This window comes from Leisingera sp. ANG-M6, assembly GCF_000813905.1.
In the GTDB taxonomy this organism is placed as follows: Bacteria; Pseudomonadota; Alphaproteobacteria; order Rhodobacterales; family Rhodobacteraceae; genus Leisingera.
In genome coordinates this window covers 399,897-412,825 of record NZ_JWLG01000015.1, presented here as the reverse complement: position 1 = coordinate 412,825, position 12,929 = coordinate 399,897, and the positions used below count along the sequence as shown (strand labels likewise).

Below are 12,929 nucleotides of genomic sequence, written 5' to 3'. Positions count from 1 at the left end.
GCGGCCGCCCGTTTTTGCTTGAAGGGACGCTGACATGAAATTTGAGCTGATTGCCGCCGGACTGGCCGCCACCATTGGCGTTCCGGGCCTTTGGTTTTCGACGATCAAGGATCCAGCCCCGCTGACCGAAACTGTTTTCATTGCGGCAGACACAATCGCCTACCGTCCAATCGGGAACTTTCACAGAAACGGCAAAAGTGTGGTACCGCCGGAACAGCAGCGCCACGTGGCGGCTTTTGAGATCATGAAAGACCAGGTCTCCGGCAGTGAATACGCCGCTTGCGTGACAGCGGGCGCCTGCAAGAAGGCAGACAGTGTTCCTGCGGACGGCGGACAGGCGCAGACACACGTCAGCTGGCACGACGCAACCGCCTATGCCCAGTGGTATTCAAAGCAGACCGGCCAGCGCTGGCGCCTGCCGGACGAGGCCGAATGGCAACTCGCCTCAGCCGAAATTTTTGGTGATGAAGCTGTTGAAACGGATAACAGGGACCCGGCCCAACGCTGGCTGCGCCAATATGCGCGCGGCGTGACCCTGCGCGGACTGCCAGGGCCTGCGCAGGGTCCCAAAAGCGAACCCGGTGCCAATAGCAACGGCCTCGCTGGTCTTGGCGGCAACATCTGGGAATGGACCGACGGCTGCATGCAAAATGGCGAAGTGAACAAGGATGGCAGCCTAGTGCTTGGCGATCCCTATTGCAGCGCCCGCATCACCGGCGGCCGCCACCGGGCGGTGGTTATCGACTTCATCCGGGACGCCAGCGTCGGCGGCTGCGCGGTTGGTCTGCCACCAGATTATCTGGGGTTCCGGCTGGTGAAAGACGGCTGACATCAACGCTGCCGGAGATCTCCCCCGCCAGCAGGTGCAACGGCTGCGCCCGCCCCCTTGGCAGCCTTGGGTCCGGCAGCTGCGCTGCGCCTTCTAACGAATATCTCATAGAACCGGGTCTGCCGTGACCAGCCGTTCTTACCGTGATGCAGCCCCACTCCCTAGTGCAATTGGCACCTTCGCCGGGCTGCAAGCCATACTCTCAGCCCAGCGCTAAAAAGCTCCATGCCTGTCCGAGCTGTGCGCCAGCGCAGCGCTAAGCCCAACTTCGAAGAGCCTCCGGCAAGAGGCCCAGGAACAGGCGGGAGCGGCTCGCCTTCAGATTAGGAGGCCCTGCTGTAACGCACGCCTTCGGGCACATGGGCATCGAAGCTGCTGGCAATAATCCGGGTCAGCGGGCGGCCCTCGGGAACGATCTCCAGCGCCTCCTCATCCAGGTTCACCAGATCACCAAACCGGGCTGCAACCTGAGCCAGATCCGCATCGAGACTTCCCGCCAGATCTCCGAACCGCTGCCGCAGCTCTACCCGGTCCAGCCGGAACTCGCACATCAGCATCTCGATGGCACGGCCCCGAAGCATGTCCTCCTGGCTCATCACGTGGCCGCGCGCGCCGGTCAGAAGCCCGGCCTCGACCCGCTGCACATAAGCAGGCGTCGCCGCTGCATTCTGGATGAAGCCGCCGGCAAAACGGGAGATCGAGGACGCACCGAACCCGATCAGCGTCGGGCAGGTATCGTCTGTATAGCCCTGGAAGTTCCGGCGCAGGTGGCCGGTGCGGGCCGCAACCTCCAGCCCGTCACCAGGTTTGGCGAAATGATCGATGCCGATTGCCGCAAACCCGGCCTCAGCAAATTTCTCCGCTGCCAACCCGGCCAGATGATAGCGCGCCAGATCGTCGGGCAGCGTCTCCTCCTTGATCAGCTTCTGCCGTTTGGCCACCCAAGGCACGTGCGCATAGCCGAACAGCGCCAGCCGGTCAGGGCTGAGGCTCAGCACCTTCTCCACCGTATCCGCCATCCGCGCCTGCGTCTGATGCGGCAGCCCATAGACCAGATCAGCGTTCAGCGAATTGATCCCTGCCGCGCGCAGATCTTCGACACAGGCCTTGGTCACCTCGAACGGCTGCACCCGGCCGATTGCCTGCTGCACCAGCGGGTCGAAGTCCTGGATGCCGATACTGGCGCGGTTCATGCCTTCCGCGGCCAGCGCTTCAATTTTGTCGCGGTCCACCATGGTGGGGTCAATCTCAACAGAGAATTCCCAATCCTCAGTATGCGGAAAAACCGCCTTCACCGCCTGCGCCAGCCGGTGGATCAGGTGCGGCGGCAAAATGGTCGGTGTCCCGCCCCCCCAATGCATCCGCCCCATTCGAAGCCCCTTAGGCAAAAACGGGGCTACCAGTTTTAGCTCCTGTTCCAGCGTACCGATGTAGCTCTCGACCGGGCTCAGCGTCTGGGTGCCTTGAGTGCGGCAGGCGCAGAACCAGCACAACCGCTCGCAGAACGGGATATGCAAATAGACCGAGACCGGCACATCTGGATTCAATGCCTGCAGTTCGAGGGCCTGCTCCGCAGCACCAACGGCTGCAGAAAACACCGGCGCGGTCGGGTATGATGTGTAGCGGGGCACCCGGCTGTCGAACAGCCCAAGGGCTTGGAGGCGGTCAATCTGTTTCATGACTTTCCTATGCCTCTTTTGCAAATCCGCCACTTTGCGCAGGATCAAACCGGCACACGGAAATACGGATCGGAGAAATTCCGGCTGAGTTCTCCAATGCACTGGATTTAAATGGGAAAACGGAACTCTTCGCGTTTTCCGGAAAAATTTCCCAAGAGGCAGAATTTCCGTTTGACGCTGCCTGCGACTCCGCTTATACGCCCTCCTCACGACACCTGCCCAGGTGGCGGAATTGGTAGACGCGCTAGCTTCAGGTGCTAGTGTCCGTATGGACGTGGAGGTTCGAGTCCTCTCCTGGGCACCATCCCCCCTCACTCGAATAGCAGCGCATCGCAGCAGTAACTGCGTGACCGCTAAAGCATGTGCGCCCGCCGTTTCCGGCAGGCACAGGGGCGGGCCTCAGGCCGCCTGATATTGCGGCGCCGTCGCCAGAAAGCGGCCATAGGCGCTGGCGTCAGGCGGCGCAAATTGCTCGGCCAGCGGATTCGACCGTTTCCATTGCGTCGCGCCCATATCCATCAGCAGCTCGTCGAAATGCTTGAAATGGAACGGGGCCGAGCACAGCCCTCCATAGATCTGCGCCGCCGGGCGCTCCTTACGGCGCCATTCGAGCATCATCTGGATGTTTTCCTCCATGTCTGCCCGCGACGGCTGCCGCGCCAGCTTGCCGTCGGCATAACGCACCAGCCAGTTCGCCACCATCTCTGCAGACAGAATCGTGCAGAAGCTGGAGTTGAACCCGACAAAACCCATTTCCGGCAGATCCGGGTTCACCGCCAGCCGGTAGGTCCGGTACTGGCCGTCCGCCTCGATCAGCTTATCTAGGTGCTGCTGCGCCAGATAGGGAATACCTAGCTTCCAGCCGACGGCAGAAATCACCAAGTCCGCGCCGATACGCACGCCATTTTCCAGCACGATTTCATCGCGTTCATACCGCGAGAAGGTAGTGCGGTGCGGGAGGATCGAGCCGTCCTTGAAACCCTCGAACAGGCCGGGCGTCACGATCGGCACCGAACACGAGACATCCTTTTCAATCGGAATATCCGGCACCATATCCCATTTTTTCAAGCCCAGCTGCAGCTTCAATAGCGTCTCTAACCCACGGAAGTTCGCCCATATCAGCGGCTTGGCAAGCCCGTAAAATGCCTTATGCAGCCAGCTGCGCCCCCAGCCGTTGAACTGCACTTCTTGCGCCCGCATATAGAGCAGCTTCTTGAAGTTAATGCCGCCGACGAAATACGGCACCCGCCAGACATTCTGCCGGTAGACCAGATGCACCTGCCTGGCGCCGTTCTGCGCCGCATTCACCGCCACGTCGGTCGCGGATTTGGAGCCGCCCAGCACCACCACCCGCTTGCCGCGCGCGTGTTCGGGATCCAGGTACTCCGAGGAGTGCATCACCTCCCCGCCCTGCGCGGTGAAGGCCTCCTGCCCAGGATGGGTCAGGATGTTCTTCTCGGAAAACTGCCCGGTGCAGATCACCGCGAAATCGACGTCCTGCACCCGGGTCTCGCCGCCTGTCTCGATCACCAGCCGCCAGCCCGGCTGCCCGTCCGGGCGCCGGTCCATCTCCATCACGTTGGTGTTCAGCTGGAACAGGCGGTGCAGATCGTGCTTGTCCGAATAGGAATGCAGATAGGCATGCACCTGCGGCCCCTTGGGCCATTCCGGATACTCCTCCGGCATCGGATGGTCAGTATAGCAATACAGGTCCTTGGGCGATTGCGTTTGCACCCCTGGGTAGGATCGCGAAGGCTCCCACACCCCGCCCAAGTCGTGACTGCGCTCAAACCCCAGAACCTGATGCCCCTTTTCCGCAAAGGCCTTGGCCGCGGCCAGCCCGCTTACCCCGCCGCCGATCACGGCGATCGTTTTTTGCTTCACCATGTCCGCCTCCCTTATTCCGCCGGCGGCGGCAGGAAGTCGACCTCATGCAGAGCCGACAATCGCACCAGTTCTTCCGGGTCGGTCACGCCGTCCAGGGCGCAGAAGAGGTCATATAGCTTGCGTGAAGGCGCTACGCCGAAAACACAGGACGCAGTAATGCCGGAGCGGTTGAAGATCCCATGCGCAACGCCCATCGGCATCCGCACGGTGTCACCCGGCCCCGCCTGGTAAACATCGCCGCCAAATTCCACGTCCAGCGTGCCCTCCAGCATGGTTATCCATTCATCCTGTGTTGGATGCACATGCGGCGGCACGAAGGTGCTGTCTGGAATTACTGCGTGCCAGATAAAGGCGTTCTCACTGTGCAGCTTGGGCGTATAGGTGTGACCAACCACATTCCAGGACGTGCCGCCCAATCCGTCGGCGGCCTTGGTGATTCCCTGATCCAGAGCCATTTGTTCCTCCCTTATCAGCTCGTCCCCAAAGCCTATGGGCAGTGCTGGAAAAGGATTATCCAAAATGCGCAAATAAGCGCAGCCCGGCGTGATTGCCTGAGTTGCAAACCGTGCTAGGCTGCGGAAATGACAGCACCGCAGTCTTCAGGAGCACGCGAGCCGCTGCGCGCATGGCGGCAGTTCCACAGCCGCGACATCGACGAAGTGCGCACGCTGGTGGCGCAAAAGTTCTGCGACCACAGTCTGCAGCCAGCAGGCCCTTCCCGAGGAACCGGTGCCCGCCACAACTATGTGCGCGGTCAGGCCCTGTCACTCAATTACCTCAGCTACGGATCCACGGTGCAGATCGACCCGGGCGAGTTGCAGGATTTTTACCTGGTGCAGATGCCGCTCAGCGGCCGGGCTCTGGTGGCCAATGGCTCCACACCGGTGGCATCTGACCGCCACACCGCCACCGTGCTCAACCCGACCCGGGATTCCCGGATGATGTGGCACGCCGATTGCCGGATGCTGCTGCTGCAAATCAGGCGGAGCGACCTGCATTCACTTGCCGAACAGGCTGCCGGCTTGTCCCTGCGCGAGGCTGTTGTCTTTGACACCGCGCTCCCCGTGTCCGGCGGCGCCTTGCAGGGCTGGGCACGCCAGTTCGCAGCCTGTGTCAACGCCACGGAAAACCAGGCCGGCTTTGGCAGCTGGAGCGCAATACAGCAGCAAGTGATCGAAGAGCAGCTGATCCTTGGCCTGTTAACCCATCAGCAAAGCAATATTCGCCACCTGCTGGCATCCCGCTCATCCGGGAGCAGCAGCCAGATCCGGCGCGCCCGCGATTACATCCACGCCAATATCGGCGAGCCGCTTTCCGTCCCGGCCATAGCTGCTGCCGCAGACTGCAGCATCCGGTCACTGCAGGCCGGGTTCCGCAAGCATTTTGGCCTTACACCGATGGAATACGTGCGCGACTTGCGGCTCGACCTGGCACGCTACCTGATGCTGTCGCGGAGCCCGCAAACACCGGTCTGCAGCATTGCCTATGACTGCGGGTTCTCCCACCTTGGCCGGTTTTCCCAGCTTTACCGCGCCCGCTTTCGTGAGCTGCCCAGCGCCACGACGGGCCTTCCAGTTTTTTCGGTGTGATCCACACTTGCGCGGCAAATGCGCAAAGTTTAAATGAGCATCACTTGCCACGCTTCGAGCGCAAGGCCGGTGCCGCTGTAGCTCAGCTGGTAGAGCACGTCATTCGTAATGATGGGGTCGGGGGTTCGAGTCCCTTCAGCGGCACCACCGTATACCACAAATATGCCTAGTAAGAATCTATCCGGATGCGGCCGGATAGCATCCCCTTAACTAGCATCCATGCCCTCCTGCCTCGCACGAGCCGCCCGTGCAAACATGATCCGATAAAGTACGGAAAAACGGAACGCGCAGCCTGTTTCCTCGCCAGAACTCTGGCGACCCCGGCAGGATTCGAACCTGCAACCTGCCCCTTAGGAGGGGGCTGCTCTATCCAGTTGAGCCACGGGGCCGCGTCTTTCCGCGATAGCAAATCCCACCTGCGATCACAATGGGATGGGGACAGGCCAAAGCCGATTTGCCGCGCGCAGTTTCCATTGTGCAGCAAGTCATGTCTGCGCTAACGTTAGGGGCAGACAAAACAAGAGGCTCAGGAACGTGACCACGGACAGCAAGCGCCCGCTCACACTTCGCGATGTATCCGAAGCAACCGGTGTTTCCGAAATGACTGTGAGCCGGGTTCTGCGCAACCGCGGCGACGTCTCGGAGAAGACCCGCACCAAGGTGCTGACTGCCGCCAAGGAACTGGGCTATGTTCCCAACAAGATTGCCGGCGCGCTGGCCTCGAACCGGGTGAACCTGGTGGCAGTGATCATTCCCTCGCTTTCGAACATGGTGTTCCCCGAGGTGCTGACCGGCATCAACAAGGTGCTGGAAAACACTGAGCTTCAGCCCGTCGTCGGCGTGACTGACTATCAGCCTGAGAAGGAGGAAAAAGTCCTCTACGAGATGCTCTCCTGGCGCCCTTCGGGAGTAATCATCGCAGGCCTGGAACATACGGACGCCGCCCGCGCCATGCTGAGCAGCGCCGGGATACCGGTGGTGGAGATCATGGATACTGATGGCAAGCCGGTGGACGCTATGGTCGGTATCTCCCACCGCCGCGCTGGCCGCGAAATGGCCAAGGCTATCCTCAAGGCCGGGTACCGACACATCGGCTTCATGGGCACCAAGATGCCGCTGGACCACCGCGCGCGCAAACGCTTCGAGGGTTTCACCGAGGTGCTGGCCAAAGAAGGTGTGGAGATCGAGGACCGGGAGTTTTATTCCGGCGGCTCGGCGCTTGCCAAGGGGCGTGAGATGACCCAGGTCATGCTGGATCGTTCCCCTGAGCTGGATTTTCTCTATTACTCCAATGATATGATCGGCGCAGGCGGCTTGCTGTACCTTCAGGAGCAGGGCATCAGCGTTCCCGGCCAGATTGGTTTGGCCGGCTTCAATGGTGTAGAACTGTTGCAGGGTTTGCCCCGGCAGCTCGCTACTATGGACGCGTGCCGGCTGGAAATCGGACGCAAAGCTGCAGAGATTATCGCGGCCCAGTTGGAAGATCCGGACACTGAGATCGAAAAACATGTCACGCTGACCCCGACCATTTCCTATGGCGATACTCTGAAACGGCGCTGATGGCGCTTCAGCGGCTTGGCAATCAAAAGGCGCGGCGGTTGTTCCTGAACCGCCACGCCCTGCTGGAGAAGCCCGCAGGCCCTGCCAAGGGTAGCGATCTTCTAGCGCTGATCCAACGACTTGGATTTGTGCAGCTTGACAGCATCAACACCGTGGCGCGAGCCCATGATGTGATCCTGTTCTCGCGTCGGCCAGGCTACAGGGCGCAAAACCTCAAACAGCTTTACGAGCGCGACCGGGAGCTGTTTGAACACTGGACCCATGATGCCGCCGTTATTCCGATGGCATTTTATCCGCACTGGCACCTGCGTTTTGAGCGCGACAAGGACCTGCTGCGCAAACGCTGGCGCAATTGGCGCCGGGACGGGTTCGAGGCGCGGTTCGAAGCCGTACTAAAACATGTCCGCGATCACGGGCCGGTCAGCTCCTCCGATGTCGGCAAGGATGAGAAGAAAGGCTCTGGCGGCTGGTGGGACTGGCACCCGTCCAAGACCGCACTGGAATACCTATGGCGCTCCGGCGCGCTGACTGTGATCGGGCGCGAAGGATTTCAGAAACGCTATGATCTGACGGACCGGGTGATAGAGGAACATCTGCGCTCCAGTTCCTCCTACGATGAAGCTGCATCTCTCAATTGGCTGTGTTCCGCCGCGCTGGACAGGTTGGGCTTTGCCACGTCTGGAGAAATCGCCGCTTTCTGGGACACGGCCTCACCAACAGAAGCCAAGGCCTGGTGCGCCGGGCAGATGCGGCTCGGTGATCTGGAAGAAATCGAATTCGAACAGGCGGATGGCAAGCTGCGCAAGGTGTTCGCCCGTCCAGGGACAGTTGACACTGCAGCGGAACTAGGACCTGCGCCAGGACGGATACGCGTGCTCAGCCCCTTCGACCCTGCCCTGCGTGACCGCAAGCGGGCGGAAAGGCTATTCGGGTTCCACTACCGGATCGAGGTCTTCACCCCCGCTCCCAAACGGCAATACGGATACTACGTCTTTCCGCTGATGGAAGGCACGCGGCTGGTAGGCCGCATTGACATGAAGGCGGACCGCGACGCGGATCTCCTGCGCGTTACTGCAGTCTGGCCGGAGCAGGATATTAAGTGGTCAGCAGCCCGCACCAAACGGCTGGAGGCTGAGCTGGTCAGGGTGGCGAGGTTTGCAGGCGTTGGCGGCGTGTTTTTTGCTGACGGCTGGCTGCGATGATTCGCTTCACTCCGGCCTCAGCTGCGCCTCGATCACCTGACGGTAATCGTCCGGCGCGGGCCTTGCAGTAAAGGTTTCCGGAGCAATGAAGACGCAGACAAACTTACCCTCGAAACACAGGGTACCGGCCTGCCGTGCGTTCACCCTGAAGGTGACCGACTTGCTGCCCAGCGCCGAGGGCCAAACCTCGCACAGCAACCGGTGCCGCGGGGTGACCGGCGAGCGGAAGTCAATGCTCATGTGCACAAAGGGAGTGCCGGTGCCGCGGTCCAGCTCCATCTGATACCAGCCATCGCCGTCCAGGTGATGCTCCCACCAGGCGTCGATTGCCTCCAGCGCAAAGGCCGGCAGCCGCCCGGTATAGGCAATCCGTGCCGGGTCGCAATCGCCCCAGCCCACGCGGATTTCATGGGTGAATGTGTCCTGCTCTGCCATTTTCACTGCCTCGCATACCTCTGCAGGAGCACCCTACCGGCGCCTGTCCGAGGTATCAAACCGCAATGGCAGGCAAGTCCGCCTTACGAACTGCCGCGCTTCCGGGACAGAATCAGATCCGGCAGCACTAGCGCGTCTATCAGCGCGTCACACAGCCCGACACAATTGGTGCAGCCGACACAAGGTCCCTGCAGCGCGGAAACTTCCGTTGCCAGCGCCTGAACCTTCGGCGCGGCGGCTTTGCTTCTGCTGATTTGCATGGCGGGTCTCCCCATCTGGTGCATCATATTCCCGCAAGCGGAACCCGGAAACGTGATTCAGGTCAATCCAAACCTGCGTCACATAATATTTCCATTTCCTGCACAAGCTTTGGCACGCCCCTCCCCGGACAACCGGAAAGGGGCCGTTATGTTTACTGCATAAGCATCAGCGGCAGCAGAGTAATCACCGGGAACGCCACCAGGATGATCACCCGGATGATGTCGGAAGCGACGAAGAACATCACCGCCTTGTAGGTGTCGATCATCCGGGTCTTGCGGTCCATCGCGTTGATGATGAACAGGTTCATACCAACTGGCGGAGTGATCAGGCCCACTTCAACAACGATCAGCACCAGCACGCCAAACCAGATGGCGACATACTCCGCCTCGATCCGGTTTACCCGGCCTTCTGTGACGCGGATGCCCAGTTCCTTCATCTGCTCGCGGGTCAGTTCGGCACCAGTGGCGATGGCATCCTGTATAGAGGCCAGCATCTCAGCCCCCATCCCTTCAGGAACTCCCGCCCTCAGGACCTCCATGGCTGCATCCGCCTGCATCGCGGGCAGCGACAGCAGGCCAAAGTCCATCGCGGAAATCACCGGGAAGAAGATCGGGATAGTCAGCAGGATCATCGACAGCGAATCCATCAGGCAGCCAAACACCAAGTAGAAGGCGAGGATCAGCGTCAGCACCATCCAGGGGCTAAGGCCCTGACTTACCACGAAGTCGGCCAGTTCCTGAGGCACTTTGGTCAGCGCCAGAAAGCCGTTGTAGAAACCTGCGCCCAGCACAATGAAGAAGATCATCGCGGTGGAGCGCGCGGTCACTAGGAAACTATCTGCCAGGGTTTCGCGGTTCAGACCGCCATTGAGCCAAGCAATCAGGCCGGTGCCAAACGCCCCTACCGCTGCACCTTCCGTCGGGGTGAACCAGCCCAGGTAGATACCGCCAACCACAAGGCCAAACACCAGAAGCACCGGCCATACATGGAACAGCGCGGCAAAGCGCTCGCCCCAGGGAACTGGTGGGCGGGTGCCTGCGCTTTCCGGGAAAAGGCGGACATAGATGGAAATCGCAATCACATAGCCAAGCGCTGCCAGCAGGCCGGGGATGAAGGCCGACAAGAACAGCTTGGCAATGTTTTGCTCAGTCAGAATTGCATAGATCACCAGCACCACGGATGGCGGGATTAGAATGCCCAGCGTACCGCCTGCAGCCAGTGTCGCCGTCGAAAACCCGCCGGCATAGCCGTATTGCTTCAGTTCCGGCAGTGCGACCCGGCCCATAGTGGCAGCTGTCGCAAGTGAGGACCCGCAAATTGCACCAAAACCTGCGCAAGCACCAATTGCCGCCATGGCGACACCGCCCTTGCGGTGGCCCAGGAACCCTTCGGCTGCCTTGAATAACGCGGTGGACATGCCGCCCAGCGTTGCGAAATGCCCCATCAGCAGGAACATCGGCACGATGGTCAGCGAGTAGGAGGAAAAGGTAGTATAGGTCTCGCTTTTCAAGCGGCCAAAGGCAACCTGAGTCCCGTCTGTCACCCAGATAAGTCCGCCGAGGCCAACAAGAAACATCGAAAGCCCGATAGGCACCCGCAAAAAAATCAGAAGCATCAGAACCGGGAAGGAGGCGATGCCAATTTCAAGAGCCGTCACTGTTCACCCTCCACGCCGTCCCAGATCAGGATCCGGCCGGTAAAGAATTCAATGGTGCGGATTGCACCCATAAAGATGCCAACTATGGCGGCAACGACAGCTGCCAGCAGGCTGATGGCGTAGGCCCACCAGACCGGGAACTCGAGCAGGAAGGAGGTCTCGCCATTGGAAAACTTGCCTGCAAGGCCTTCAGCCAACCGCCAGGCGATCAGCACCAGAACAGCAGCAAAAACAACTTCGGTGACCATCCGAAGGAACCGTTTGACACCGCGCGGAAACGCATTGGCCACCACATCGACCGAGGCATGACCAGCAGTGATCTGGCACAACGGCAGGAAGGCGAAGATTGCAAAGGCCACCCCTGCCTCGACCAGCTCAAAGTCGCCGTTCACTGGCCCGACCCAGCCTGTCATCCATTTCGAAAACCCGGGCGCAATCCGCTCCATCAAATCGCCATGGAAGAAACCGTTGAGCAGGCGCCCAGCGATTGAAACACATGTCAGAATGATCAGAAGAGTGAGGACTGCACCGCCCAGGTAGGCCATTGATTTGGCCAGCCGCATCATGAGCTTGTGCATGGTTCAGTTGCCTTGTTCCGGTATGCAAAGGGCCGCAGTGCCAATGCCGCGCGGCCCTTCACTTTTATCAATTCAAACGCCTTACTGGTACTGCGGCGTGTATTTCTCGATCAGCCCGCTGGCTTCTTCGATCAGCGCGGCACCGTCGATGCCTTTTTCCTTCATGTCAGCGATCCACTGGTCGTAAATCGGCTGCGCACGCTCTCGCCAGATAGCGGTCTGCTCTTCGTCCAGGGTGATCACGTTGTTACCCAAGTCCAGCGCCATTTCGCGCGACGGGCCATCGGAATCCGCCTGTGTGCCGCCGGCAAAGACCGAGAACTCCAGGCCGGAGTTGTCGTCGATGGCCTTCTTCAGATCATCCGGCAGGCTTTTATACTTATCTTTGTTCATCGCCAAAACAAAGGTCAGGGTGTAAAGGGCTTTGCCAGTGAACTCGGTGTGGTTCTCCACCAGTTCCGGAACCTTCAGCGCCGCGGTCACTTCCCACGGAATGGTGGTGCCGTCGATCACGCCTTTGGACAGGCCTTCCGGAATCGCCGGAACCGGCATACCCACCGGAGTTGCGCCCAGTTCGGTCAGCAGTGCGTTGACCGAGCGGCCGCCGCCGCGGATTTTCATGCCTTCCAGATCTTCGGGCGTTTCCACCGGATCAGAGGTGTGGATCATGCCGGGGCCATGCACCCAGGTGCCCAGGATGTGCACATCCTTGAACTCAGTGTCCTTCATGTGCTTGTCGAACATTTCCCAATAGGCGTGCGACACGGCGCGCGCATTGGTCATCATGAACGGCAGCTCGAACACCTCGGTTGAGGGATAGCGGCCAGGCGTGTAGCCCACCACGGTCCAGACGATGTCGGCCACACCGTCGATGGCCTGGTCCATCAGCTCCGGCGGCTTGCCCCCCAGTTGCATAGAGGGAAAGCGATCGATCTTGATCCGCCCGCCCGAGGCTTCCTCGACGTTGTCCGCCCAGACATCCAGGATCAGCTTCGGCACGTTTGCCTGCGCCGGCAGGAACTGGTGCAGTTTCAAGGTCACTTCCTGGGCAAATGCCGGCATCGCGCCAAACACCGCCAGGGCCGCTGCGCCCGCTACCCCCAAAAGCTTTCTGCGAGTGGTCATGTGTGTCCTCCCTTTGACCAAATAATTTACCGGACTTTTACCGCCGCAAGATTGCTGCGGCGTCCGGCGATTTTCTTTCCGTTTCTGCCGTCAGAACCCTCATTCGGGTTCGTTTAACGAACCGACT

At 60.4% G+C, this 12,929-nt stretch carries 12 protein-coding genes and 3 tRNA genes; 6 read left to right on the top strand and 9 right to left on the bottom strand.

The features are described 5' to 3' along the window. Positions 1 to 34: 34 nt before the first annotated feature. Positions 35 to 829: an SUMF1/EgtB/PvdO family nonheme iron enzyme gene (locus RA24_RS14675; RefSeq protein ID WP_039192433.1), complete on the top strand. Its 795-nt coding sequence runs from the start codon at positions 35 to 37 to the stop codon at positions 827 to 829. 323 nt (positions 830 to 1,152) lie between these two features. On the opposite strand, the gene hemN is transcribed toward RA24_RS14675, so the two are convergent. Next, entirely contained in the window at positions 1,153 to 2,508 is a 1,356-nt protein-coding gene (gene hemN / locus RA24_RS14670; protein WP_039192430.1) for an oxygen-independent coproporphyrinogen III oxidase, read from the bottom strand. Between the two features lie 217 nt (positions 2,509 to 2,725). On the opposite strand from hemN, the gene RA24_RS14665 reads away from it, so the two are divergent. Further along, a tRNA-Leu gene (locus tag RA24_RS14665) sits at positions 2,726 to 2,812 on the top strand. 95 nt (positions 2,813 to 2,907) lie between these two features. Here the strand turns inward: RA24_RS14665 and RA24_RS14660 are convergent. Continuing rightward, positions 2,908 to 4,395 (bottom strand): flavin-containing monooxygenase, encoded by a 1,488-nt coding sequence (locus RA24_RS14660; RefSeq protein WP_039192428.1) that lies wholly within the window; start codon positions 4,393 to 4,395, stop codon positions 2,908 to 2,910. A gap of 11 nt (positions 4,396 to 4,406) precedes the next feature. Next, positions 4,407 to 4,850: a cupin domain-containing protein gene (locus RA24_RS14655; RefSeq protein ID WP_039147630.1), complete on the bottom strand. Its 444-nt coding sequence runs from the start codon at positions 4,848 to 4,850 to the stop codon at positions 4,407 to 4,409. A gap of 126 nt (positions 4,851 to 4,976) precedes the next feature. On the opposite strand from RA24_RS14655, the gene RA24_RS14650 reads away from it, so the two are divergent. Both RA24_RS14650 and RA24_RS14645 read left to right on the top strand, forming a co-directional pair. Further along, a complete protein-coding gene (locus RA24_RS14650; protein WP_039172128.1) occupies positions 4,977 to 5,984 on the top strand; it encodes an AraC-like ligand-binding domain-containing protein in 1,008 nt (335 codons plus the stop codon). A 71-nt stretch (positions 5,985 to 6,055) separates the two neighbouring features. Continuing rightward, positions 6,056 to 6,131, top strand: a tRNA-Thr gene (locus RA24_RS14645). Between the two features lie 165 nt (positions 6,132 to 6,296). Here RA24_RS14645 and RA24_RS14640 read toward each other — a convergent pair. Next, positions 6,297 to 6,373, bottom strand: a tRNA-Arg gene (locus RA24_RS14640). Between the two features lie 145 nt (positions 6,374 to 6,518). Between RA24_RS14640 and RA24_RS14635 the strand changes: the two genes are divergently transcribed. Both RA24_RS14635 and RA24_RS14630 read left to right on the top strand, forming a co-directional pair. Continuing rightward, the gene (locus tag RA24_RS14635; protein WP_019295247.1) at positions 6,519 to 7,544 is read left to right on the top strand and encodes a LacI family DNA-binding transcriptional regulator; all 1,026 of its coding nucleotides are present in this window, start codon (positions 6,519 to 6,521) and stop codon (positions 7,542 to 7,544) included. After that, a complete protein-coding gene (locus tag RA24_RS14630; protein WP_019295248.1) occupies positions 7,544 to 8,746 on the top strand; it encodes a winged helix-turn-helix domain-containing protein in 1,203 nt (400 codons plus the stop codon). The genes RA24_RS14635 and RA24_RS14630 overlap by 1 nt, the downstream gene beginning before the upstream one ends. A 6-nt stretch (positions 8,747 to 8,752) precedes the next feature. Here the strand turns inward: RA24_RS14630 and RA24_RS14625 are convergent, their stop codons facing one another. From RA24_RS14625 to RA24_RS14610, 5 genes are all read right to left on the bottom strand, one after another. Beyond that, entirely contained in the window at positions 8,753 to 9,181 is a 429-nt protein-coding gene (locus RA24_RS14625) for an acyl-CoA thioesterase (protein WP_039192425.1), read from the bottom strand. Positions 9,182 to 9,264: 83 nt separating this feature from the next. Continuing rightward, a complete protein-coding gene (locus tag RA24_RS22540) occupies positions 9,265 to 9,441 on the bottom strand; it encodes a hypothetical protein (protein ID WP_019295250.1) in 177 nt (58 codons plus the stop codon). Positions 9,442 to 9,593: 152 nt separating this feature from the next. After that, entirely contained in the window at positions 9,594 to 11,099 is a 1,506-nt protein-coding gene (locus tag RA24_RS14620; protein WP_019295251.1) for a TRAP transporter large permease, read from the bottom strand. Beyond that, positions 11,096 to 11,677, bottom strand: coding sequence for a TRAP transporter small permease (locus RA24_RS14615; protein WP_039147620.1), 582 nt, complete (start codon positions 11,675 to 11,677; stop codon positions 11,096 to 11,098). The genes RA24_RS14620 and RA24_RS14615 overlap by 4 nt, the downstream gene beginning before the upstream one ends. Before the next feature lie 81 nt (positions 11,678 to 11,758). After that, on the bottom strand, positions 11,759 to 12,802 hold the full coding sequence (locus RA24_RS14610) for a TRAP transporter substrate-binding protein (protein ID WP_039192422.1): 1,044 nt from the start codon (positions 12,800 to 12,802) through the stop codon (positions 11,759 to 11,761). Between the last annotated feature and the right edge of the window lie 127 nt (positions 12,803 to 12,929).